Source organism: Escherichia sp. HH26CH (assembly GCF_009820205.1).
Taxonomy (GTDB): Bacteria; Pseudomonadota; Gammaproteobacteria; order Enterobacterales; family Enterobacteriaceae; genus Escherichia; species Escherichia coli_F.
In genome coordinates this window covers 324620-348639 of record NZ_VNXM01000013.1, presented here as the reverse complement: position 1 = coordinate 348639, position 24020 = coordinate 324620, and the positions used below count along the sequence as shown (strand labels likewise).

Here is a 24020-nt window from a genome sequence, read left to right as displayed (position 1 = left end):
CAACGCCCGGAATGATTAGTGGCTGTAGGGGCGTTTCAAATTGCAGTCACGATTGAGCTCGACGCCGAAACCGGGTTTATCAAGCACTGATTTATGAATACGACCATTCACCGGCACTGGCTCATTAAGCAGAATCGGATCAAATTGCGGACGCATCGTTGAACAATCCGGGCTGGTCATCAGGAATTCGCTGAATGGCGTATTGGTGAAGGTGATCACCGCATGGTGAGAGTAAACAGACGAACCGTGCGGCACCACCAGTTGCCCTCTGGATTTGGCGATTGCGGCAATTTCCACCAGCGTGGTTAAGCCACCGCACCAGCCAACATCCGGCTGCATAATGTCGATACCGGTTTCTGAAAGCGTACGGAAAGATTGCAGTGTGCCGTGATGCTCACCGCTGGTGACCATCATTCCGACTGGCGCGTTGCGTTTCAGTTCGCGATAACCTTCATACTGCTGTGGCGGCAGGCACTCTTCGATCCATTTCAGGTTATAGGGCGCGCAAGCGTGGGCCAGTTTGGTGGCATAGTTCACGTCCTGACTCATCCAGCAGTCGAGCATTAACCAGAAATCCTCACCGCATTTTTCACGCATATCCGCGACCATAGCGGCATCTTTGCGGATCCCCGCATCGCCATCATGTGGCCCCCAGTGCGTCGGCATTTTGCCACCGATAAAGCCCATCTCTTTTGCCAGATCCGGACGCGCACCTGTGGCGTAGAACTGAATCTCATCACGAACTGCGCCGCCTAAAAGTTTATAAACCGGAAGCCCGACCACTTTGCCGAACAGATCCCACAGAGCCAGATCGACACAGGAAATCGTATTCATCACCAGGCCACCAGAGCCGGAGTAATACAGGGTGGCATTGAGCATTTGATCGTGGATCAGTTTGATATCACTGACACATTTACCCTCAATGAAACGGTTAAGGTGTTTTTCGACAATAAAACAGCCCATTTCACCGGCTGTCGAAACGGCGAATCCGGTCTGGCCGTTTTCTGCTTCGACTTCAACAATCAACGTGCCAAGAACGTTAATGCCAAATGACTGGCGTGACTGCTCGTAATCGCGGTATTTACTCATCGGGGTGGCAATATGATCGTCAATCCAGTGATTCGCCCCCTGGTCGTGATAATCACCGCCGCCAGCGCCTTTTTCTGCTGTCGCACCGCCAGTAAACCAGGCGCGAACCTGTTTGATTTTTGGTAGGGTCATGCTGTTCTCCATTGTTATGAGGCCTGTAAGTCAAAGGGACTTTTCCATCCCAACAGACGTGAAATATCCCTGGCGCAGGCAATGGCCTTGCCCGCCAGATAATCACGGTATTCTTCATTGATTTGTAAGCGGGTACCGACCACCGAGATCGCAGCGGTAAGCTCGTTATTGGCGTTAAACACCGGCGCAGCGACACAACGGACATCGGCGTAATCTTCGCCGTTGTCATAGCTCCAGCCCTGACGGCGAATACGCGCCAGTTCTTCGTGAAGTTGCTGTGGATGAGTAATCGTTGTGGGTGTCACCTGCTCCCAGACCAGCCCTTCGATAATACTTTGCTGTACAGCTGCAGGTTGCCAGGCTAGCAGGCATTTACCTATTCCGGAGCGATAAAGCGAAAGGCTTTTTCCTTCATGGGAACGCACGCTGATAGTGGCTGATGACTCCACTTTCAAAATGTAATAAGCGCTGCCGTTATCAATAATCCCCAGGTGACATAACAGCCCGGTGGTATCCATCAGTTGCGTCAAACGCGGTCGAGCCAGTTCCCGGAGATCCATCTTGCTTAACGCATGACCGGAAAGCTCCACCAGCTTGGTCCACAAACAAAAATTTTCCTGGTGATCAAGGCTAAGAAAACGCTGACGCCTGAGTTCATTAAGCAGCAAATAGGCCGTGCTTTTAGGGATCCCCAATGTGTCAATGATCGTCGCAGCACTACAGGGGCCAATGCGGGCAATCAAATTGAGAATATCAATAGCCCGTGTCAGGGCGGGAACTTTGCTTGATTCCAACATACTGGACTCCAGTCTTAGATACTGGAATCAGTCTCGTTGCTCAGGGGGAGTAAAATTGTGAAGCGCATCAAATCCCGCACCTCGTCCAGCGGACTGGAGAAATTACGCACAAATTTGTGAATCAGCGCACGGATTTTTTCTTATTGAGTACAACAGGTTGGACAAATTTTGCCGGAGGGGGAATGTGCCGGTGCAGTAAACCGGCACGGAGTGGCGGAATCAGACAGATAAAGTCATGGACTCAACAACCTCAATCCAGCCATGCTCACTGGCGATGTCCTGACCGTTTAACCAACGGCGCAGCATATTCAGTGCCATCATTGCGCAGACTTCCTGGCGAATAGCCAGACTGTAGCGCGTAGTGCTGAAACGCACACGCAAAGCGAAAGTGCCGTCTTGCGAGGCTAGCGCAAAGTTGAGATGTTCGTTCTCGAAACCAGAAACAGCCAGTGCCAGCCCGGCAAAATGGTTGGCACGCCGTTCTGTAATCCAGTGCGCAGTTTGCGCCAGGGTTTCTTCCTGTGAAGGAACTACTTCACACGCCAGCAATGGAGCACCTGCGCGAGAAAGTTGCAAAGCCAATAAACCACCGGTGAATTGCTCACTCAATGTCAGGCTGAACTGACGGCTTTGCAATTCGCGGCTGATCTGCGCGGGCAGTCCTTCAGTACCTTCGAAAATCACGCTCTGTCCGGCAACACGTTTAACGTCCAGCCACAGTTTTTCCATCGCCTGTTGCTCGCTTGCCGGTCCGGTCAGCTTAAGTTCAATTATCGGCATAGAAGAGCGATAACCCATTGTTACGCCCGGCGGCAGTTGCAGGGAGTCCAGGCTTTGCGCCAGATCGCTTTCCGAACGACCAAAGGTAGTCAAACGCAGACAAACCGGCGGCTGCGGTAAAGAAAAACGCTCGCGCAGGCGCGGCAGGATTTCGTGCTCGACCATCACCTTAAATTCTGACGGTACGCCGGGGGTAAAGAACATCAGGCAACGATTAAGCTGCACGGCAAAACCACAGGCGGTGCCTACCGGGTTATTGATAAATTCTGCACTGGCAGGTAGCTCCGCTTGTTTACGGTTGCTCGGTGCCATCACCCGTCCACGTTCGCGAAAATAACGTTCCATCTCTTTGAGCCAGGCCTCATGCAGCACCAGGCCTTCTCCTTTTGCAGTCGCAGCGGCGAGTGCGCTTAAATCATCACTGGTCGGCCCCAGCCCGCCGTTCACAATCAGCACATCGGCGTGCTGACTACGTTCACGAAGAATGGTCACTAAGTCATCGAGGTTATCCCCCACCGTATTACGGCGAGATAATGGCAACCCCTGATGAAAGAAAAAATCGGCCAGCCAGGCAGCGTTAGTGTCAACGATTTGCCCGTGTAACACTTCATCCCCGGTGGATAACATTTCCACTGTTAACATGGTTATCTCCTGCTTTTGTTATCGAATCACTATAACGCAAAGGGAGATAAGGCGTAGTAAGAAACTGAATGGCGCGACAGAATGCCGCGCCGGAAGGCATCAGAAACTGGCGTTAACCCCAACATATGGACCGTCAGCCACGGCGTTGTCGCGGTTACCGTCTTTACCAGAAAGGTTCAGGTAGCGATAGCCCGCCTCAATACTCACTGGACGCATAATGGTGTAACGCGCGCCCGCATTCGCTTCCTCATAACTTTGAATACCGCTGGAGAGCGAATCTGGAGAGTAGTAATACTCACCAAACAAACGGAAGCTGTTGCCAATCTGCCACTGCAAACCACCACCAACAGCAGCGGCATAGCCTTCATCACCATCATTCGGATTGGTATAAATACCTTTACCGCCAACGGTCGCCATTAACGGACCAAGAGGCAGATTCAACCCCAGCCCCACACCCGCGACGTCACCGTCGTCGTCGTTATGTGTCCAGTTACCGCTTAACGCCAGGCCCGTCGATTCCGTACCAAAACCGACACCAATATTGGTGTATTCTTTACCCGCCTGACCGCTGATACTCATTGCATTGACCGATGCAGAAACCAACAGCATTCCGGCCAGACCTGCTAGCGCAATTTTTTTCATTTTCCCCTCTCCCACAAGCAATAAATCAAAATTCCCAAAGCTGCGGGATTGTACTGCCTGGCACAGAGGATTCAATGAGCGAAAAAAGGGATCTAGTCACTTATTGTAACTAAATACTTCTTAAATAATTAAACGCCGAAAAAATAAACACACTTTACCGATACACACAAAAATAATAATAAGTGCAGTTATCATCGCAAAAGAAATTACTGTCATTTTCACATATTTCTGAGTTACCGTATTCTCATGGTTTCTTTTTATTTATAAGGAATATCCCCGTGCGACAACGGACTATTGTTTGCCCTTTGATTCAAAATGATGGTGCTTATTTGCTGTGTAAAATGGCCGACGATCGCGGCGTTTTCCCCGGTCAATGGGCGCTTTCGGGTGGTGGCGTGGAGCCTGGCGAACGAATTGAAGAGGCACTACGCCGCGAAATTCGCGAAGAACTGGGAGAACAGCTGCTTTTGACAGAAATCACGCCGTGGACCTTCAGCGATGATATTCGCACCAAGACGTATGCAGATGGTCGCAAGGAAGAGATTTATATGATTTACCTAATTTTTGACTGCGTTTCTACCAACCGAGAAGTGAAAATAAACGAAGAGTTTCAGGACTACGCGTGGGTAAAACCTGAAGATCTGGTACATTATGATTTGAATGTCGCCACCCGAAAAACGTTACGTTTGAAAGGTCTTCTGTAACAATGATGACAGCCATTACTGGCTGTCAGATTGAAAATTTAGTGGTTAACGAATTCCCCATCCAGATAAACTTTGCCTTTTTCCACATGCATGACTAAACCATCCAGATAATCAGGTTTAAATGTCGCATCACGCTTATCTTTAGCAATATATGTCAGGCAATGATTATGGGTAAAAATAACGATATTTTTATCAGGTGCTTTGCTTTGTAAGTCCTTAATTGCACTATAAATCTCATTACCGCATTGAAGAAGTCGTTTATCTACCGTCAGCTTTTTCCCCGCTGAAAACCAGGTCGCCGACTGAATGGTCCGGACGGTATTACTGGAATAAAGATCGAAATCAGGAATGTCAGCGCTAAAAGCGTTGCCCAGTTCACGGGCATCCTGGGTACCTTTGACCGTAATACCTGTTTTATCTGACAAGCATTGATTGGTTGAACGATCGCAACGTTCAGCATGGCGAAACAAAACGACAACCGGGTGCTGCTGTGCCAGTCTGGCCAGTGTTTTATTGTCGATACGTGGCAAACCATTGCTACTCCAGGCGGCATGAGTACCCAGTCCGGCAATTGCAGCGAGCGCCAGTAAAATGATGAAATATTTTTTTGACTTCAACGAAGAGCGGCAAAAAGCTAACACGTAAACTCCACCTATAGACAAGCGCAACCAGACAATTACCGTGAAATTGAGCGACATTTCTGGCGATAATTAGCAGTTGGTGTAATATTAAAAATCCTACGATGCCGGAAAAATGCCTCAAAATTTTGCCAAATGCAAAGCCTAAATAAGAAAAAATATAAAAATTTCAATATTTACGTCTAATATTAATTTCTTAAGGTTAAGTTAATATTCTATCCTTAGAATTTCGCTCCAAATGGCAAAATATACACAACACTCTTTATAGCAAATATAAGTGGACAGGTATTCAATGGCGGAAGGAAAAGCAATGTCAGAATTTTTGCCTTTTTCGCGACCAGCAATGGGCGAGGAGGAAGTCGCTGCAGTTAAAGAGGTTCTCGAATCTGGTTGGATCACTACAGGTCCGAAGAATCAAGCGCTTGAACAAGCCTTTTGCCAATTGACGGGAAATCAGCATGCCATCGCGGTCAGTTCAGCCACCGCAGGAATGCATATCACGCTGATGGCGTTGGGAATTGGCAAGGGCGATGAAGTGATTACGCCTTCCCTGACCTGGGTTTCAACGCTCAATATGATCTCCTTGTTGGGTGCAACGCCGGTAATGGTGGATGTTAACCGCGATACGCTGATGGTCACGCCAGAATTGATAGAAGCAGCCATTACGTCACGCACTAAAGCCATCATTCCGGTGCATTATGCCGGTGCGCCAGCAGATATTGACGCTATTCGCGCCATTGGCGAACGTTACGGCATCGCGGTTATCGAAGATGCGGCCCATGCCGTCGGTACATATTACAAAGGCCGACATATTGGCGCGAAAGGTACCGCTATTTTTTCGTTTCACGCCATCAAAAATATTACCTGTGCGGAAGGTGGGTTGATTGTTACCGATGATGAAAACCTCGCCTGCCAGCTACGGATGCTGAAATTTCACGGTCTGGGTGTCGATGCATATGACAGACAAACCTGGGGCCGTGCACCGCAAGCTGAAGTCTTAACGCCGGGCTATAAGTATAATCTGACCGATATTAACGCCGCGATTGCCCTGACCCAGTTAGCCAAATTAGAGCACCTCAACACCCGTCGGCGCGAAATTGCTCTGCAATATCAGCAAGCTCTGGCAGCTCTCCCCTTTCAGCCATTAAGCCTTCCCGCCTGGCCGCACGTTCACGCCTGGCATCTGTTTATTATTCGTGTCGATGAACAACGTTGTGGTATCAGTCGCGATGCGTTGATGGAAGCGTTAAAAGAAAGAGGCATTGGTACCGGGTTACATTTCCGCGCCGCTCACACGCAAAAATTTTATCGCGAGCGTTTTCCCGAGCTGTCGTTACCGAATACCGAATGGAATAGCGAACGCATCTGTTCGTTGCCGCTGTTCCCGGATATGACCACCGCCGATGCCGACCGCGTCATCACAGCCCTTCAGCAACTCGCAGGACAATAAGCCATGTTTGAAATCCACCCTGTTAAGAAAGTCTCGGTGGTTATTCCCGTTTATAACGAACAGGAAAGCTTACCGGAATTAATCAGGCGCACCACCACAGCCTGTGAATCGTTGGGGAAAGAGTATGAGATCCTGCTGATTGATGACGGCAGTAGCGATAATTCCGCGCATATGCTGGTCGAAGCCTCACAAGCGGAGAACAGCCATATTGTGTCTATTTTGCTTAACCGCAATTACGGACAACATTCAGCGATTATGGCGGGTTTCAGTCACGTTACCGGCGACTTAATTATTACCCTCGATGCCGATCTCCAGAATCCTCCAGAGGAGATCCCCCGCCTGGTGGCAAAAGCCGATGAAGGTTACGACGTAGTAGGAACTGTACGCCAGAACCGCCAGGACAGCTGGTTTCGTAAAACCGCTTCGAAGATGATCAACCGACTTATTCAGCGCACCACCGGCAAAGCAATGGGTGACTACGGTTGTATGCTGCGCGCCTATCGCCGTCATATTGTCGATGCGATGTTGCACTGCCATGAACGCAGCACCTTTATCCCGATTCTGGCGAATATCTTCGCCCGCCGCGCCATTGAAATTCCAGTGCATCATGCCGAGCGTGAGTTTGGTGAATCCAAATACAGCTTTATGCGCCTGATTAATTTGATGTACGACCTGGTGACCTGCCTTACTACTACGCCGCTACGTATGCTGAGTCTGCTCGGCAGCATTATTGCGATTGGAGGTTTCAGCATCGCGGTACTGCTGGTGATTTTACGCCTGACCTTCGGCCCCCAATGGGCGGCAGAAGGCGTCTTTATGCTATTTGCCGTGCTGTTTACTTTTATTGGCGCTCAGTTTATCGGCATGGGATTGCTCGGTGAATATATCGGCAGGATCTACACCGATGTCCGCGCCCGCCCCCGCTATTTTGTTCAGCAAGTTATCCGTCCATCCAGCAAGGAAAATGAATAATGAAAACCGTCGTTTTTGCCTACCACGATATGGGATGCCTCGGTATTGAAGCCCTGCTGGCTGCCGGTTACGAAATTAGCGCTATTTTTACTCATACTGATAATCCCTGTGAAAAAGCCTTTTATGGTTCGGTAGCTCGTCTGGCGGCGGAAAGAGGCATTCCGGTTTATGCGCCGGATAACGTTAATCATCCGCTGTGGGTGGAACGCATTGCCCAACTATCACCTGATGTGATTTTTTCTTTTTATTATCGCCATCTTATTTGCGACGAAATTTTGCAGCTCGCTCCTGCAGGCGCATTTAATCTGCATGGTTCGCTGTTACCAAAATATCGTGGTCGCGCGCCGCTGAACTGGGTGCTGGTGAACGGTGAAACGGAAACTGGCGTGACATTGCACCGAATGGTGAAACGTGCCGATGCTGGGGCCATTGTGGCCCAATTGCGCATTGCCATTGCGCCAGACGATATCGCCATTACGCTTCATCACAAGTTATGCCATGCCGCGCGCCAGCTACTGGAGCAGACATTACCCGCCATTAAAGACGGTAATATTCTGGAAATCGCCCAGCGCGAAAACGAAGCCACCTGTTTTGGTCGCAGAACGCCAGAAGACAGCTTCCTCAAGTGGCATAAACCGGCAGCAGTATTGCATAACATGGTGCGTGCCGTCGCCGATCCGTGGCCGGGAGCCTTCAGCTATGTTGGTAATCAAAAATTTACCGTCTGGTCGTCACGCGTACATCCTCATACATCCGCAGCGCAGCCGGGAAGCGTGATTTCTGTTGCGCCGTTGCTGATTGCCTGTGGCGATGGCGCGCTGGAAATCGTCACCGGACAGGCGGGCGACGGCATTACTATGCAAGGCTCGCAATTGGCGCAGACACTGGGGCTGGTGCAAGGTTCACGCTTGAATAGCCAGCCTGCCTGCGCCGCCCGACGCCGTACACGGGTACTCATCCTCGGGGTGAATGGCTTTATTGGCAACCATCTGACAGAACGCCTGCTGCGCGAAGATCACTATGAAGTCTACGGTCTGGATATCGGCAGCGATGCGATAAGCCGTTTTCTGAATCATCCGCATTTTCACTTTGTCGAAGGCGATATCAGTATCCATTCCGAATGGATTGAATATCACATCAAAAAATGTGATGTCGTCTTGCCGCTGGTGGCAATAGCCACGCCGATTGAATATACCCGCAACCCGCTGCGCGTCTTTGAACTCGATTTTGAAGAGAATCTACGCATTATCCGTTACTGCGTGAAGTACCGTAAGCGAATTATCTTCCCGTCAACTTCGGAGGTTTACGGGATGTGTAGCGATAAATACTTCGATGAAGATCATTCTAATTTGATTGTCGGGCCGGTAAATAAACCACGCTGGATCTATTCGGTGTCAAAACAACTGCTTGATCGGGTGATCTGGGCGTATGGCGAAAAAGAGGGGTTACAGTTCACCCTCTTCCGCCCGTTTAACTGGATGGGACCACGACTGGATAACCTTAATGCGGCAAGAATCGGCAGCTCCCGCGCTATTACGCAACTCATTCTCAATCTGGTAGAAGGTTCACCGATTAAGCTGATTGATGGCGGAAAACAAAAACGCTGCTTTACTGATATTCGCGATGGTATCGAGGCGTTGTATCGCATTATCGAAAATGCGGGAAATCGCTGCGACGGCGAAATTATCAACATTGGCAATCCTGATAACGAAGCGAGCATTGAGGAACTGGGCGAGATGCTGCTGGCGAGCTTCGAAAAACATCCGCTGCGCCATCACTTCCCACCATTTGCAGGCTTTCGTGTGGTCGAAAGTAGCAGTTACTACGGTAAAGGATATCAGGACGTAGAGCATCGTAAACCGAGCATCCGCAATGCCCGCCGTTGCCTGGACTGGGAACCGAAAATTGATATGCAGGAAACCATCGACGAAACGCTGGATTTTTTCCTGCGCACCGTCGATCTTACGGATAAACAATCATGACCAAAGTAGGCTTACGCATTGATGTCGATACCTTTCGTGGCACCCGTGAAGGCGTGCCACGTCTGCTGGAAATCTTGAGTAAGCATAATATTCAGGCCAGCATTTTTTTCAGCGTCGGCCCGGACAATATGGGCCGCCATCTCTGGCGACTGGTGAAGCCACAGTTTTTGTGGAAGATGCTGCGCTCAAACGCAGCATCGCTTTATGGCTGGGATATTTTGCTGGCGGGTACGGCATGGCCAGGAAAAGAGATTGGTCATGCCAATGCCGATATCATTCGAGAAGCGGCTAAACACCACGAAGTCGGCCTACACGCCTGGGATCATCACGCCTGGCAAGCCCATAGCGGTAACTGGGATCGGCAAACGATGACCGACGATATTGCACGCGGCCTTCGCACCCTGGAAGAAATTATCGGCCAACCGGTAACCTGCTCCGCAGCCGCTGGCTGGCGTGCCGACCAGCAGGTGATCGAAGCAAAAGAAGCGTTCCATTTGCGCTACAACAGCGATTGTCGTGGGGCGATGCCGTTTCGTCCATTGCTCGAATCAGGAAAACCCGGTACTGCGCAAATTCCGGTGACCTTACCCACCTGGGATGAAGTGATTGGTCGGGATGTGAAAGCAGAAGATTTTAACGGTTGGCTACTCAACCGCATCCTGCGAGATAAAGGCACGCCGGTTTATACCATTCATGCAGAAGTTGAAGGCTGTGCTTATCAGCATAATTTTGTGGATCTCCTGAAACGTGCAACCCAGGAAGGCGTAATATTTTGCCCTTTAAGCGAACTATTATCAGAGACGTTGCCGCTCGGGCAAGTTGTTCGCGGAAAAATTGCCGGACGTGAAGGCTGGCTGGGTTGCCAACAAATTGCGGGTAGTCGCTGATGAAATCGGTACGTTACCTTATCGGCCTCATCGCGTTTATTGCCTGCTATTACCTGTTACCGATCAGCACGCGTCTGCTCTGGCAACCAGATGAAACGCGTTATGCGGAAATCAGTCGGGAAATGCTGGCATCCGGCGACTGGATTGTGCCCCATATGTTAGGGCTACGTTATTTCGAAAAACCCATTGCCGGATACTGGATTAACAGTATTGGGCAATGGCTATTTGGCGCAAATAACTTTGGTGTGCGGGCAGGCGTTATCTTTGCGACCCTGTTAACTGCCGCGCTGGTGACCTGGTTTACTCTGCGCTTATGGCGCGATAAACGTCTGGCTCTACTCGCCGCAGTGATTTATCTCTCACTGTTTATTGTCTATGCCATTGGCACTTATGCCGTGCTCGATCCGTTTATTGCATTCTGGCTGGTGGCGGGAATGTGCAGCTTCTGGCTGGCAATGCAGGCACAGACGTGGAAAGGCAAAAGCGCGGGATTTTTACTGCTGGGAATCACCTGCGGCATGGGGGTGATGACCAAAGGTTTTCTCGCCCTTGCCGTGCCGGTATTAAGCGTACTGCCGTGGGTAGCGGCGCAAAAGCGCTGGAAAGATCTCTTTATTTACGGCTGGCTGGCAGTTATCAGTTGCGTACTGACGGTTCTCCCCTGGGGACTGGCGATAGCGCAGCGGGAGCCTGACTTCTGGCACTATTTTTTCTGGGTTGAGCATATTCAACGCTTTGCACTGGATGATGCCCAGCATAAAGCCCCGTTCTGGTATTACGTGCCTGTAATCATTGCCGGTAGCCTGCCGTGGTTAGGATTACTCCCCGGTGCACTGTATGCTGGCTGGAAAAACCGCAATCATTCCGCAACCGTCTATTTGTTGAGCTGGACGGTAATGCCGCTGCTGTTTTTCTCTGTCGCCAAAGGCAAATTACCCACCTATGTTCTTTCCTGCTTTGCACCATTAGCGATGCTGATAGCGCATTACGCTTTGCTGGCGGTAAAAAATAATCCTCTGGCGTTGCGGATGAATGGCTGGATTAACATTGCTTTTGGCGTTACTGGCATTATTGCCACGTTTATATTTTCCCCCTGGGGACCGATGAACACGCCGGTGTGGCAAACGTTCGAGAGCTATAAAGTCTTTTGTGCATGGTCGATTTTTTCGCTATGGGCATTTTTCGGCTGGTATACCTTAACAAACGTCGAAAAAAACTGGCCTTTTGCCGCACTTTGCCCGCTTGGGCTGGCGTTGCTGGTAGGATTTTCAATTCCTGACAGAGTCATGGAAGGAAAACATCCGCAATTTTTTGTCGAGACGACACAAGAATCACTGCAGCCAAGCCGCTATATTCTTACCGATAGCGTCGGCGTTGCTGCTGGTCTGGCATGGAGCCTGAGACGTGATGACATCATCATGTATCGCCAGACAGGGGAATTGAAATACGGCCTAAATTATCCGGATGCGAAAGGGAGATTTGTCAGCGGTGATGAGTTCGCAAACTGGCTTAATCAACATCGTCAGGAGGGGATTATTACACTCGTGCTTTCGGTTGACCGCGATGAAGATGTCAACAGTCTCGCCATTCCACCTGCAGATGCCATCGATCGTCAGGAGCGTCTGGTACTCATTCAGTATCGGCCCAAATGATCTGGATAACATTAGTCTTTGCCAGCTTGCTTAGCGTTGCCGGGCAGTTGTGTCAGAAACAAGCAACCTGCTTTGTGGCGATAAACAAACGGCGCAAACATATCGTGCTGTGGCTGGGACTGGCGCTGGCTTGTCTTGGCCTTGCCATGGTGCTCTGGCTGCTGGTCTTGCAGAACGTACCGGTAGGCATTGCCTACCCGATGTTAAGTCTGAATTTTGTCTGGGTGACGCTGGCTGCAGTAAAACTGTGGCACGAGCCGGTATCACTGCGTCACTGGTGTGGGGTGGCGTTCATTATTGGCGGCATTGTGATCCTCGGGAGTACGGTGTAATGGGCCTGATGTGGGGATTATTCAGCGTCATTATTGCCTCAGCTGCGCAATTAAGCCTGGGTTATGCGGCGAGTCATCTACCGCCGATGACGCACTTATGGGATTTTATCGCGGCGCTGTTAGCTTTTGGCCTGGATGCCCGGATACTGTTACTCGGGCTGCTGGGTTATCTGCTTTCCGTTTTTTGTTGGTATAAAACGCTACATAAACTTGCGTTAAGCAAAGCCTATGCCTTGCTCAGTATGAGTTATGTGCTGGTATGGATTGCATCAATGATACTTCCCGGCTGGGAAGGAACTTTTTCTCTGAAGGCACTACTGGGAGTAGCCTGTATTATGAGTGGGTTGATGCTGATTTTCCTGCCCACGACAAAACAACGTTACTGAGTTTTCTCAGCCGATTGACACTGCCGTTCCCACTCATCGGGGCTGTAGCTGCATGCCGAGAGGACTTTCACCGTATGTAGCTTTTCACGATTAATGCAGTAAAGCGCATTCTGCAAAGGGGAGAGTAAATCGCCCACTTTCACGGCGAAGTCACTCTTCACTTCGGCGATCATTTTTATCGCGCCGCCAGCATCGCAGAGCATAAGTACATGTCTGTTATCTTGTTTATCGCAGCACGATTTTTTGACCAGCCATTCCATTGCATTATCCTGTTTGCTAAGAGTTTTCACATCAATTTACAGATTAACAGATAAACTCTTTATCAACGGCAATGGAATGGCAGAAATGAGAAGTGCAACGGATGGTTAATTATTGCTGGCGTTGCACCCACTCTTTTAGCGCCTGACGTGAAATTTTAATACCGCCGTTTTTCAGCTCCGGCGGCAAAGTCAGCCAGCGCACCGGTTGTTGAAAACGGGCCAGCTTATCTTTCACCCATTCGCCAAGATCAACGCTTTGATGGTCATACTCCACCACCGCTACCGGTCGATGACCAAACTCCTTGTCAGCAACGGGAACGATAAACACCTGCAAAACCGCAGGATGTGCAGCAATAACGCGCTCGACTTCTTCTGGCTGAATGCCTTCGCCACCACTGAAGAACAGATTATCTAAGCGCCCGACAATGGTCAGTTTACCGTTATGCATCTCGCCGCGATCGCGCGTAGCGTACCAGCCTTCGTCATTGAGCAGCGGCACCAGTTGTCCGTTACGCCAGTAACCTTCTGCCATGCTGGCAGCCCGCAGCCACACTTCATCGTTAACGATTTTCACTTCCCGACCGGGCAGCGGCGAACCGACGTCCGCCAGACCGTCGGCTTCTTTCGCACACACCGTGGAAGCAAACTCGGTCAGACCATAGCCACAAAAGCAACGAATACCCTGCTCGCGCGCCTGTTCCGTCAACTCGACCGGGATCGCCGCGCCGCCAAGCAACACTGCTTTCAGGGAAACGGAACTGCGGTTAACCAGCAAACGCCAGAGCTGCGTCGGCACCAGCGATGCGTGAGTACAGCCTGCCAGCATTTGCTCCAATGGCTGTTTATCACGTACCGTCATCCGCGCACCAGCGTATAACCAGCGCCACATAATTCCCTGACCGGAGACGTGAAACAGCGGTAAAGAGAGCAACCAGTCATCGTGCTCGCCAAACGGTATCAGCGATAACACACCTTGCGCACTGGCAAGATGGGCCTGATAAGTATGAACAGCGGCTTTCGGCAAACCGGTAGAGCCGGAGGTCAACGTCATTGAGCACAGACGCGTCGGCTGCCACGCAGCGGCATGTACGCCTTCAACCTGCTGAATATGCAGCGATGTTAACGCCGAAAATGTGTTTTCCCCTTCCGGCACCAGCGCAAATTGCAGCGTCAGATTGGGCAACAACTCCTCAAGTAACGGTTGCGGCAGCTGTGGATTCACGGGCAGCACCCGCGCCCCGCATTGCAGTAACGCCAGCCAGGCCAGCAGCGTTTGCGGCGAATTCCACGCCCGCAACATCACGCCGCTGCCCTCAACAACGCCCTGCGCCGCAAAGCCTGAGGCTAATTCATCGACGCGAGCACAAAGCTCGCGCCAGTTGAGTTGCTCGTCATTGAGGCGTAAGGCGATGGCTTCTCCCCGCACTTGCCGCCAATGACGCCACGGCCAGTCAGAGAAGATCATAACAACCGCTCCAGTGCATCAACGTCGACAAAAGGCAGCGTGCTACCCGGCCAGCGACGAACCTGCTGCGCCTGCATCAGATCCAGCGTGTCCAGCCCCGGAATGGTGTCTGGTGTTAACCAGGCAGCAATCCGCGCCAGTTGCGTTAAGCCTAAGCTCGACTCAATAGATGAACTGATCACCGCCGTCAGCCCCAGCGCGTGCGCCGCCTGCACCTGCTCGCGCACTTTCTCCAGGCTGCCCGTAAGCGTGGGTTTGATCACCACCGCTCGCACGCCTTCTTCCGCCACAAAGGCAAAATCCGGCTCACGCAGGCTTTCATCCCAGGCAATGGCAATACCCGTTTCACGGGCAAAGGCGCGGGAATCCTCGCGGGTTTTGCACGGTTCTTCGAGAAACGCGATGCGGGGGCGATAATCCGGGTTAACGTATTTGGCAAACTGCTGGCCTTTCAGCGGTGTCCAGGCGCGATTCGCGTCAAGACGCAAATGCAGATCCGGAATGGCCTCCAGCAACAGATTCACCACCATGCCGTCGCGCACCGCTTCGTACAATCCCACCTTGACCTTCGCCACTTTCTCGCCAGGCATATCGGCAAGTTTCAGGATCAGATCGTCCGGATCGCCATTACACAGTGGTGCCGCACGATAATTGGCCGCCTGCGGGAGCGTGTCTGCCAGCTCAGCCAATGCACAGCTTACGCCAAAGGCGACGGAAGGCATTTGCGGTAATTCGCAATCACCTGCCAGCCAGTTATTTACCCAGGCAAGCAGCGCACTTTGCGCCTCTTCCCAGGTTTCCTGACTGAAGCCCGGCAGTGGGGAGCTCTCCCCCCACCCTTCGCGCTCGCCCTCACGCAGGCAAACATACAGCCCGTCGCGAGTTTTTAACCGCCTGTCGCGCAGAACCACCCCCGCGTCCATGGGGATCTGCCAGCGGTATACCTGCGCGCTACGCATTACGGATTCCGTTTAAATTTGCTGAAGTCAGGCTGACGTTTCTGGTTGAAGGCGTTGCGACCTTCCTGCCCTTCTTCCGTCATGTAGAACAGCATGGTGGCGTTGCCCGCCAGTTCCTGCAGACCCGCCTGACCGTCACAGTCGGCGTTCAGCGCAGCTTTCAGGCAGCGCAGCGCCATCGGGCTGTTTTGCAGCATTTCACGGCACCAGCGCACGGTTTCTTTTTCCAGATCCGCCAGCGGCACCACGGTGTTGACAAGGCCCATATCCAGCGCCTGTTTCGCGTCGTACTGACGGCACAGGAACCAGATTTCACGCGCTTTTTTCTGCCCAACAATGCGCGCCATATAGGAAGCGCCCCAGCCGCCATCGAAGGAACCGACTTTCGGGCCAGTCTGACCGAAGATGGCGTTTTCCGCCGCGATGGTCAGGTCGCACATCATGTGCAGAACGTGACCGCCGCCGATGGAGTAACCCGCTACCATCGCGACAACCGGTTTCGGACAGGTACGGATCTGACGCTGGAAGTCCAGCACATTCAGATGATGTACGCCGGAATCATCTTTATAGCCGCCGTAATCGCCACGCACTTTCTGGTCGCCACCAGAGCAGAACGCTTTATCGCCTGCACCAGTCAGAATAATTACGCCGATGTTATCGTCATAACGCGCATCTGCCAGTGCCTGGATCATCTCTTTTACCGTCAGAGGACGAAAGGCATTGCGCACCTGCGGACGATTAATGGTGATTTTTGCGATACCGTCGGTGGATTTTTCATAACGAATGTCCTCGAAACCTTCGGAGCAGTCGTGCCATTCAACCGGTGCGTAAAGCATTGCTTCATCAGGATAAATCATATTGTGTCCTTTAGTCAGAAACGCAAGATCTGCGCCAGACTTGCGATTACGCCAGCGGGATTTTCCCGGTGCGCGTTATGTCCGGCGCGAGGAATGACATGGCAGTCGGCAGCCAGTTCCGCCGCCAGAGCGCGGAATTTGCTGTCACGTTCACCACATAAATAATAAAACGCAAATGTGCGGGCGCTAAGGTTAGCACGTAAATCAGGCTGGACGGCGAGAGAAGTCGCCTCCAGCATGGCGGCAAGGGTTGCGCCATTATTGTTGTTGCGCAGCGCCACCAGCTCCCGGCGTTGGTCGTCATTGAGCGAGGCAAAAACAGGCTGTTGATACCAGTCGGTAAACACCGCCGTTAACGGTTCTGAGCGAAAACGCTGCGCCCACTGGCGATCGGAAAGCAGACGTTCCGTGCGTTGTTCAGCACTTTGCAGCCCGGGATGCCCACCTTCGACAATCACGCCACAAAGCCCCGCCATCCCCTGGCAAGCCGCCATCATCGCCACCCGTCCGCCGAGTGAGTACCCCACCAGCCAGAAGTTAAGGATGTTGTAACTAACCAGAGTTTTACGCAGTAAGCCGGTGACATCAGCAAATCCATCGACGCTAATTGCCGCCGAACCGCCGTGACCAGGGAGATCAACATACAACCGTGAGTAGTCGGCAAACGCCTCGCCCACTTCTTGCCATTCGTGGCAATCGCCGGAAAAACCGTGCAAAAACACCAGCCAGGGTAAACCTGGTTTGCCGTGTTTTGCCTGCGCGTGCAGGATCATAAATGGCTTACCTGCGCCAGAAGTTGCTGGAGCGTTTGCGCACCATCGGTGTCGTTAACCACCATTTCAATTACCGTGGTGGTCGGCGTGCGCCAGGCGTCGGCAAGTGCCGTTTCAAGTTCCTGCCAGTTTTGCGGACGATGATATTTCAGCTCGAACATCGCGGCGGCGTGCTCAAAATGGACGTTTTGCGGCATCAGATAGAAACGCTCACGCTCGCTTTTCGGTGTCGGCAGCAGCGAGAAAATTTGCCCGCCGTTGTTGTTCACCACAATTAATACCAGCGGCGCGGAAACCTGGCGCAATAGCGCCAGCGCGTTGAGATCGTAAAGTGCTGAGAGATCGCCCACAATCGCCAGCGTCGGTTTGCCACTGGCCCGCTGAACGCCTGCGGCAGTAGATAGCAGCCCGTCAATACCGCTGGCCCCACGGTTGCTATACACCGGGTAACCCGCCGGAAGTTGCGAGAGCGCATCGATCAGACGTACCACCAGGCTGTTGCCAACAAACAGTTGCCCCTGTTCCGGCAAATAGTCGCTGATGCGATGCGCCAGTTGCGCTTCGCCAAACGCATCGCGACGGGCAATAACCGCCTGCATTGCCTGTTCCGCCAGGCGCGGGATTTCAACGCACCAGGGCTGGCGTTTTTCTGCCGGATGCAGCTCCAGCCAGTCGGCAATATTGGCAATTAAGCGGCGTCCGCGATGGTGTGCCGGATCAAGTCGACCTTCAATGTCATCAACAATCCAGTACTCTTCTGGTTCACAGCTTGCCTGCCATTGCAGGAGCCGTTTGCCCGTCAGGCTGCTGCCCAGTTGCACCACAATCTGCGCCTGTTGCAGTTCGCTGGTCGCTTTGGCATTGCCTAACCAGAGATCGGCACACGGCAGCGGCTGTCCGGTTTGCGACAGGACGTCGCCAATCAGCGGCCAGCCAAGAGTTTGCGCCCACAGAGCAACTTTTTTGCCCTCTTCCGCACTCATGCGACCAGCAACTACCACGCCGCGCTTTTGTCGCCAGAAGAACCAGTCACGCTGTTTTTCACTTTCCAGACGAGGCGCTTCACGCAGCCACGGTTTATCGTCCTGCCACCAGTCGCCAAGACGCTGTTGCCAACTAAGCCCGGTGTCGTCCATCTCGCCATATAGCGGTTCAGCAAACGGGCAGTTGATATGGACTCCTCCAGCATGAAGCGTACCAAGGGCGTGGTCGATAGTAGAGACCAGCCAACGGGCAGAAATATCCTGCGTCGGGCGCGGCAGTGAAATGCTATGCGTAGGATGAGAGGCGAACATTCCCGGTTGACGAATCGCCTGATTCGCACCGCAGTCAATGAGCTCCGGCGGGCGATCGGCAGTTAGCAGGATCAGTTTTTCTCCGGTTAACCCAGCTTCAATCAATGCCGGATAGAGATTCGCAACCGCCGTACCGGAGGTCACTATCACCGCCACCGGCTGCTTGCTGACTTTCGCCAGCCCCAGCGCCAGATGCCCCAGTCCACGCTCATCAAAATGGGTGTGGTGAATGAATGCGGAATTCTCCGCTGCCGCTAACGTTAACGGTGTAGAACGCGAGCCAGGGGCGATACAAATGTGTCTGACGCCGTGACGCGTTAATGCTTCCAGAATGACCGCCGCCCAGCGTCGGTTAAATGCGCTTACTGACATGAGTTTGTCCGGTATCAATATTGCGGCTAAGTATAAGGAGCTACAAAAATAGATTATTGATATGAATCGGTAATGATGCGACTCATTACTATTCCATTTGTAATAAAGTACGCAGCCCTGCCGCTTTGTTGTCGATTTCCTGCCACTCTTGCTCGGGGTCGGAGCCACGGACAATGCCCGCGCCAGCATATAACCGCACGACATTGCCGCTAATTTTTGCTGAGCGCAGGGAAACGCAGAATTCGCTTTGTTGTAACGAAAGATAGCCCGCGGAACCGGCATACCATTCACGGGTGAACGGTTCGTGACGGGCGATAAACTGCCGCGCCAGGTCACGCGGTAAGCCCGCAACCGCGGCCGTTGGCTGCAACTGATGTAAACAGATCACATCATCCGCTTTGTTGAGTGAAGTCCAGATACAGCGGCGCAGATGCTGCACTTTACGCAGACGCAGTACCTGCGGCGGTAAAACATCCAGCGTCTGGGTATCGGCCTGCAATCGTTGGCAAATATCTTCCACCACCAGCATGTTCTCGCGCTGGTTTTTATCATCCGCCATCAGCCACTCGCCCAACTGCTGCGCCTGCTTATCATCAGGATGATTTGCTACCGTTCCCGCCAGCGCTTCAGTACGCAGCGCTTTGGCACGCCGCCGCCATAGCCGCTCAGGAGACGACCCCAGAAACGCGGTCTCGCCATCAAAGGCCATAAAGAAATGATAGCAGTTCAGATTGAGCCGACGGCTGGCTGCCATCATCGCCGCTGCGTTAACCGGGCTTGCAAAATGCAGGTCGGTCGCCCGTGCAAGAACGACTTTGTCGAGTTCACCTTCGGTGATGGTTTTCGTTGCCAGTTCGATTAATTGCGTCCAGACCGTTTTGTCCGGCCAGTGTTGTTCTCGCGTGGTGGTTAAATGTAACCCTGGCAGGGACTTGATACTCACCAGTGTGGCGATAAATTCTTTTGCCTTTATCGCATCGTGCTGAAGGGAGCTTTCGCTGAATAGCGTCAGCCGCAGCGTGGCTTTACCGCCACAGCGTCGCCATTCCAGTCGTGGTAAAAGTAAATTGCCCTGCGACGGGTCAAACGCATTCAGCCCCCAGATGCGTAAGTCGGCATGTTCCGGGTGCTGGTGAAGAAAACGTTGCGCCTGGTCCAACGAGGTAAAATGGGTAATCGCGCCCAGGACGGCAGCTTCTTCATCACCATTACGTTGTTGCCAGTAGAATTGCGGATACGTTTGCTGACTGGCCAGCCAGCTCAAGGCATCAAAAGCATCTTTGAGAGGGAAAGGAGTATCAATAACCCGAATGCCGGGTGTCGCTGGAATCTCTTGCGACAAAAGGCGCAGTAGATTTTCCAGCGCCGTAGTGAGTGATTGCACGCGGACCTCTCCCTGTTAAAAGCCTCACATTATACGGGGTACTACAAAAAAAATGCAGTACCCCGGTGTAGGGAGGTTTTAACGGCGTGCCAGCAACAGTCCTAATACCAGCCCAACGGCCGCGCCCACCCCAATTCCTTGCCAGGGTTTTTCGTGGACGTAGTCATCAGCACGATAAACAGCCTGCTTCGCCCGATAGTAATAACTGTCTGAAGCCTGGCTAACCCGTTTTTTCACATCATCCAGCGCTTTTTCTGCACGCGCTTTCAGCTCAACATATTTCTGATCGGCGGGATCGCCAGAGGAGCGGAGCACCTCTTCCAGTGTTTCACTAAGCAGCGTCAGGTCGTCATCGATACGTGTATCACCAAACTGATTAGACATTCTCGTTCTCCATTTGCGTAAAACCTGTCACTAACTATAGACAATGGTTATTGATTACGCCTGAATTACCTCGCGTGCCATCCCAATGTGTGGGATACCATCTTCTTCATAGACTTCCGTCACAGGGATAAAGCCAAAACTTTGGTAGAAGTTTTGCAGATGCGCCTGCGCCCCGAGGTAAACAGGTTTATCAGGCCAGTGACGCGTACATGTTTCGAGTGTTTTACTCATCAGCTGCTGCCCCACTTTTTCGCCACGCAACGCTTCACTGACAATCACCCGACCTATAACGACCGGCTCAAGATCATCATCACTTTTCAGAATCCTCGCATACGCCACCAGTTCATCATTTTTCCAACCGAGAATATGGCGATTATCCCCCGTCAAATCATCACCATCGATATCCTGATAAGGGCAATTCTGCTCGACAACAAACACCGCGCAACGCAGTTGTAATAAGGCATAAAGCTGGGAAACCGATAATTCAGAGTGATGCAGATCTTGCCATTCAATCATAATGCTCTCCTTTTAGATGTATGCCTTATACTAGCCGGAATATTTTTTGAAACGTGATGAACTCATGGAATTAATTTTTTTAGGTACTTCAGCCGGTGTGCCAACCCGTACGCGCAATGTCACGGCAATATTGCTTAACCTGCAACATCCGACCCGGAGCGGTCTTTGGTTGTTTGACTGCGGTGAAGGCACCCAGCATCAGCTACTGCATACCGCCTTTAACCCTGGAAAACTGGACAAGATTTTTATCAGTCACCTTCATGGCGATCATCTCTTTGGTTTACCCGGCTTGCTGTGCAGTCGTTCTATGTCTGGTATTGTCCAACCCTTAACGATTTATGGTCCGCAAGGTCTCCGTGAATTTGTGGAGACTGCGCTGCGGATTAGCGGCTCATGGACCGATTATCCGCTGGAAATTGTCGAAATTGGCGCTGGCGAAATTTTCGATGATGGCCTGCGCAAAGTAACCGCTTATCCGCTGGAACACCCACTGGAATGTTATGGCTATCGTATTGAAGAACATGATAAACCGGGTGCATTAAATGCCCAGGCATTAAAAGCTGCTGGCGTGCCGCCTGGCCCACTGTTTCAGGCATTAAAAGCGGGCAAAACAATCACGCTGGAAGATGGAAGGCAGATTAACGGCGCAGATTACTTAGCTGCTCCAGTGCCAGGTAAAGCGCTCGCTATTTTCGGTGATACCGGCCCCTGCGATGCCGCACTTGACCTGGCTAAAGGCGTCGATGTCATGGTACACGAAGCGACGTTGGATATAACCATGGAAGCCAAAGCCAATAGTCGCGGCCACAGCTCTACACGCCAGGCTGCGACACTGGCCCGTGAGGCTGGAGTCGGTAAGCTAATCATTACCCACGTCAGCTCGCGCTATGATGACAAAGGTTGTCAGCACCTGTTACGTGAATGTCGGTCAATTTTCCCGGCGACTGAACTGGCGCATGATTTCACCGTGTTTAACGTTTAACTCTGCTTCCTACTAAAAACAGGGCGAAACTTGCCCTGTTATCGCAACCCGCGCCACATATATCCACCCACACGGGCATATTGAGCGATTTTTGATATTTATTCATCTCCGCACGCACTATATTCAGAGCAATAAGTTGCCTCTTTTTATCTTCATTCAGCACAACCTTTGCAACTAAAAGGAGCCTATGATGGTTACAGTTGTCAGCAATTATTGTCAATTATCTCAAACACAACTCAATCAGACATTTGCAGAAAAATTTACTGTGACCGAGGAATTACTGCAATCTTTAAAAAAAACAGCGTTATCCGGAGATGAAGAAAGCATTGAGTTACTGCATAATATTGCGTTAGGTTATGATGAATTTGGAAAAAAAGCCGAAGATATTCTTTATCATATTGTTAGAAACCCAACAAATGAAACCCTATCGATTATCCGACTTATCAAAAATGCCTGTTTAAAATTATATAATTTGGCACATACCGCAACCAACTCCCCCCTTAAACCAGCTGGTCCGGATAATTCAGATGATCTCCTGTTCAAAAAGCTATTCTCCCCGTCAAAATTAATGACAATTATCGGTGATGATATTCCTCTTATATCTGAAAAACAGTCGCTTTCAAAGGTACTTTTAAATGATAAGAATAATGAACTGAGCGATGGTACAAACTTCTGGGATAAAAATCGTCAATTAACCACGGATGAAATAGATTGCTATCTTCAGAAGATCGCCGCTAATGCAAAAAATACTCAAGTCAATTATCCTACTGGTCTCTACCTCCCCGATTCCAACAGCACTTACCTGGAAATCGCTCTCAATGATAATATTAAGAGCGATCCATCATGGCCGAAAGAAGTCCAGTTATTCCCCATAAATACTGGCGGACACTGGATATTAGTTTCGCTACAAAAAATAGTTAATGAAAAAAATAACACACAACAAATAAAATGCGTCATATTCAACTCATTACGTGCACTAGGCCATGATAAAGAAAATTCACTTAAGCGTGTCATTAATAGTTTCAATTCTAAATTCATGGGAGAAATGCCGAATAATAAGAATATAACAGATCATTTAACTGAACAAGAGATAACATTTTTACATGCCGATCTTCAGCAATACTTAAGCCAAAGTTGCGGTGCATTTGTGTGCATGGCAGCCAAAGAAGTAATTGAACAAAGGGAAAGCAATTCTGACAGCGCTCCCTATACGTTATTAAAAAACTATGCTGACAGATTTAAAAAATATTCAGCAGAAGAGCAGTACGAAATTGATTTTCAACATCGACTGACAAACAGAAATTGTTATTTAGATAAATATAGCGATGCAAATATCAATCATTATTATAGAAACTTAGAAATAAAATATTCACAACCCAAAAATAGAGCATCAGGAAAAAGAGTAAGTTAACATCATTGTTAATTAATTCGACCAGTCAGTAAATATGCTGACTGGTCGAACATAGTTTGCTAAAAAGTCATCACTGACTGATGCCAGTCACACCATCCGCCAGTTCAATCTGCGGGTATTTCCAGCGTATCGCGGCACGCGATTGCTGGTCTGTTGATGTAGTGGATTGTTATTGCTGTCTTTTCTTACCCTCAGATTTCTGCACCCTGTCAATTCAATCTACCAATAAATAACATAATTATTTTTTATTTCTCATATGAATTCCTTTTTAAAATAG

Annotated in this window: 24 protein-coding genes; 10 read left to right on the top strand and 14 right to left on the bottom strand. The window is 50.8% G+C overall.

Going from position 1 to position 24020, the window contains the following annotated elements; genetic code table 11:
- Nucleotides 1-15 precede the first annotated feature (15 nt).
- From rhmD to FQ015_RS06440, 4 genes are all read right to left on the bottom strand, one after another.
- Nucleotides 16-1221, bottom strand: coding sequence for an L-rhamnonate dehydratase (rhmD, locus tag FQ015_RS06455; protein WP_001389850.1), 1206 nt, complete (start codon nucleotides 1219-1221; stop codon nucleotides 16-18).
- Between the two features lie 14 nt (nucleotides 1222-1235).
- Nucleotides 1236-2018 carry an IclR family transcriptional regulator gene (locus FQ015_RS06450; RefSeq protein WP_032184674.1) on the bottom strand — a complete coding sequence of 261 codons (783 nt, stop codon included), beginning with the start codon at nucleotides 2016-2018 and terminating at the stop codon, nucleotides 1236-1238.
- 219 nt (nucleotides 2019-2237) lie between these two features.
- Nucleotides 2238-3440 (bottom strand): nicotinamide mononucleotide deamidase-related protein YfaY, encoded by a 1203-nt coding sequence (locus FQ015_RS06445; protein ID WP_160523858.1) that lies wholly within the window; start codon nucleotides 3438-3440, stop codon nucleotides 2238-2240.
- 99 nt (nucleotides 3441-3539) lie between these two features.
- Entirely contained in the window at nucleotides 3540-4082 is a 543-nt protein-coding gene (locus FQ015_RS06440) for a YfaZ family outer membrane protein (RefSeq protein WP_160523857.1), read from the bottom strand.
- A gap of 278 nt (nucleotides 4083-4360) precedes the next feature.
- On the opposite strand from FQ015_RS06440, the gene nudI reads away from it, so the two are divergent.
- A complete protein-coding gene (nudI, locus tag FQ015_RS06435; protein ID WP_001353076.1) occupies nucleotides 4361-4786 on the top strand; it encodes a nucleoside triphosphatase NudI in 426 nt (141 codons plus the stop codon).
- A 38-nt stretch (nucleotides 4787-4824) separates the two neighbouring features.
- Here nudI and ais read toward each other — a convergent pair whose 3' ends face one another.
- Entirely contained in the window at nucleotides 4825-5427 is a 603-nt protein-coding gene (gene ais, locus FQ015_RS06430) for a lipopolysaccharide core heptose(II)-phosphate phosphatase Ais (RefSeq protein ID WP_001306469.1), read from the bottom strand.
- A 307-nt stretch (nucleotides 5428-5734) separates the two neighbouring features.
- Between ais and arnB the strand changes: the two genes are divergently transcribed.
- Genes arnB through arnF form a run of 7 tightly spaced genes read left to right on the top strand, consistent with a single transcriptional unit; the run spans nucleotide 5735 to nucleotide 13085 of the window.
- Complete coding sequence (gene arnB / locus FQ015_RS06425; RefSeq protein ID WP_160523856.1) at nucleotides 5735-6874, top strand: UDP-4-amino-4-deoxy-L-arabinose aminotransferase; 1140 nt, start codon at nucleotides 5735-5737, stop codon at nucleotides 6872-6874.
- Between the two features lie 3 nt (nucleotides 6875-6877).
- Nucleotides 6878-7846, top strand: a complete 969-nt coding sequence (gene arnC / locus FQ015_RS06420; protein ID WP_000461657.1) for an undecaprenyl-phosphate 4-deoxy-4-formamido-L-arabinose transferase — start codon at nucleotides 6878-6880, stop codon at nucleotides 7844-7846.
- Nucleotides 7846-9828: a bifunctional UDP-4-amino-4-deoxy-L-arabinose formyltransferase/UDP-glucuronic acid oxidase ArnA gene (gene arnA / locus FQ015_RS06415; RefSeq protein ID WP_160523855.1), complete on the top strand. Its 1983-nt coding sequence runs from the start codon at nucleotides 7846-7848 to the stop codon at nucleotides 9826-9828. The genes arnC and arnA overlap by 1 nt, the downstream gene beginning before the upstream one ends.
- Nucleotides 9825-10715 carry a 4-deoxy-4-formamido-L-arabinose-phosphoundecaprenol deformylase gene (arnD, locus tag FQ015_RS06410; protein ID WP_160523854.1) on the top strand — a complete coding sequence of 297 codons (891 nt, stop codon included), beginning with the start codon at nucleotides 9825-9827 and terminating at the stop codon, nucleotides 10713-10715. Before arnA ends, arnD begins: the two co-directional genes overlap by 4 nt.
- Complete coding sequence (gene arnT / locus FQ015_RS06405) at nucleotides 10715-12367, top strand: lipid IV(A) 4-amino-4-deoxy-L-arabinosyltransferase (protein ID WP_160523853.1); 1653 nt, start codon at nucleotides 10715-10717, stop codon at nucleotides 12365-12367. The genes arnD and arnT overlap by 1 nt, the downstream gene beginning before the upstream one ends.
- Nucleotides 12364-12699 carry a 4-amino-4-deoxy-L-arabinose-phosphoundecaprenol flippase subunit ArnE gene (gene arnE / locus FQ015_RS06400; protein WP_160523852.1) on the top strand — a complete coding sequence of 112 codons (336 nt, stop codon included), beginning with the start codon at nucleotides 12364-12366 and terminating at the stop codon, nucleotides 12697-12699. The genes arnT and arnE overlap by 4 nt, the downstream gene beginning before the upstream one ends.
- Entirely contained in the window at nucleotides 12699-13085 is a 387-nt protein-coding gene (gene arnF / locus FQ015_RS06395) for a 4-amino-4-deoxy-L-arabinose-phosphoundecaprenol flippase subunit ArnF (RefSeq protein ID WP_000523867.1), read from the top strand. The genes arnE and arnF overlap by 1 nt, the downstream gene beginning before the upstream one ends.
- Here the strand turns inward: arnF and pmrD are convergent.
- The 9 genes from pmrD to FQ015_RS06350 form a co-directional block, all read right to left on the bottom strand.
- Nucleotides 13079-13345, bottom strand: coding sequence for a signal transduction protein PmrD (gene pmrD / locus FQ015_RS06390; RefSeq protein WP_032184684.1), 267 nt, complete (start codon nucleotides 13343-13345; stop codon nucleotides 13079-13081). The two genes, arnF and pmrD, sit on opposite strands and share 7 nt — an antisense overlap.
- Before the next feature lie 109 nt (nucleotides 13346-13454).
- Nucleotides 13455-14810, bottom strand: a complete 1356-nt coding sequence (gene menE / locus FQ015_RS06385) for an o-succinylbenzoate--CoA ligase (protein WP_160523851.1) — start codon at nucleotides 14808-14810, stop codon at nucleotides 13455-13457.
- Nucleotides 14807-15769 (bottom strand): o-succinylbenzoate synthase, encoded by a 963-nt coding sequence (menC, locus tag FQ015_RS06380; protein WP_160523850.1) that lies wholly within the window; start codon nucleotides 15767-15769, stop codon nucleotides 14807-14809. Before menC ends, menE begins: the two co-directional genes overlap by 4 nt.
- Complete coding sequence (menB, locus tag FQ015_RS06375; protein WP_000640000.1) at nucleotides 15769-16626, bottom strand: 1,4-dihydroxy-2-naphthoyl-CoA synthase; 858 nt, start codon at nucleotides 16624-16626, stop codon at nucleotides 15769-15771. The genes menC and menB overlap by 1 nt, the downstream gene beginning before the upstream one ends.
- A gap of 14 nt (nucleotides 16627-16640) precedes the next feature.
- Nucleotides 16641-17399, bottom strand: coding sequence for a 2-succinyl-6-hydroxy-2,4-cyclohexadiene-1-carboxylate synthase (menH, locus tag FQ015_RS06370; RefSeq protein ID WP_160523849.1), 759 nt, complete (start codon nucleotides 17397-17399; stop codon nucleotides 16641-16643).
- Nucleotides 17396-19066, bottom strand: a complete 1671-nt coding sequence (gene menD, locus FQ015_RS06365; protein WP_001354789.1) for a 2-succinyl-5-enolpyruvyl-6-hydroxy-3-cyclohexene-1-carboxylic-acid synthase — start codon at nucleotides 19064-19066, stop codon at nucleotides 17396-17398. Before menD ends, menH begins: the two co-directional genes overlap by 4 nt.
- A gap of 88 nt (nucleotides 19067-19154) precedes the next feature.
- Nucleotides 19155-20450 carry an isochorismate synthase MenF gene (menF, locus tag FQ015_RS06360; protein WP_160523848.1) on the bottom strand — a complete coding sequence of 432 codons (1296 nt, stop codon included), beginning with the start codon at nucleotides 20448-20450 and terminating at the stop codon, nucleotides 19155-19157.
- Between the two features lie 78 nt (nucleotides 20451-20528).
- Complete coding sequence (gene elaB / locus FQ015_RS06355; RefSeq protein WP_000070621.1) at nucleotides 20529-20834, bottom strand: stress response protein ElaB; 306 nt, start codon at nucleotides 20832-20834, stop codon at nucleotides 20529-20531.
- Nucleotides 20835-20888: 54 nt separating this feature from the next.
- A complete protein-coding gene (locus tag FQ015_RS06350) occupies nucleotides 20889-21350 on the bottom strand; it encodes a GNAT family N-acetyltransferase (protein ID WP_000574094.1) in 462 nt (153 codons plus the stop codon).
- 64 nt (nucleotides 21351-21414) lie between these two features.
- Here FQ015_RS06350 and rbn point away from each other — a divergent pair, with 64 nt between their 5' ends.
- A complete protein-coding gene (rbn, locus tag FQ015_RS06345; RefSeq protein ID WP_160523847.1) occupies nucleotides 21415-22332 on the top strand; it encodes a ribonuclease BN in 918 nt (305 codons plus the stop codon).
- A 187-nt stretch (nucleotides 22333-22519) separates the two neighbouring features.
- The gene (elaD, locus tag FQ015_RS06340) at nucleotides 22520-23743 is read left to right on the top strand and encodes a deubiquitinase ElaD (RefSeq protein ID WP_160523846.1); all 1224 of its coding nucleotides are present in this window, start codon (nucleotides 22520-22522) and stop codon (nucleotides 23741-23743) included.
- Nucleotides 23744-24020: the final 277 nt, after the last annotated feature.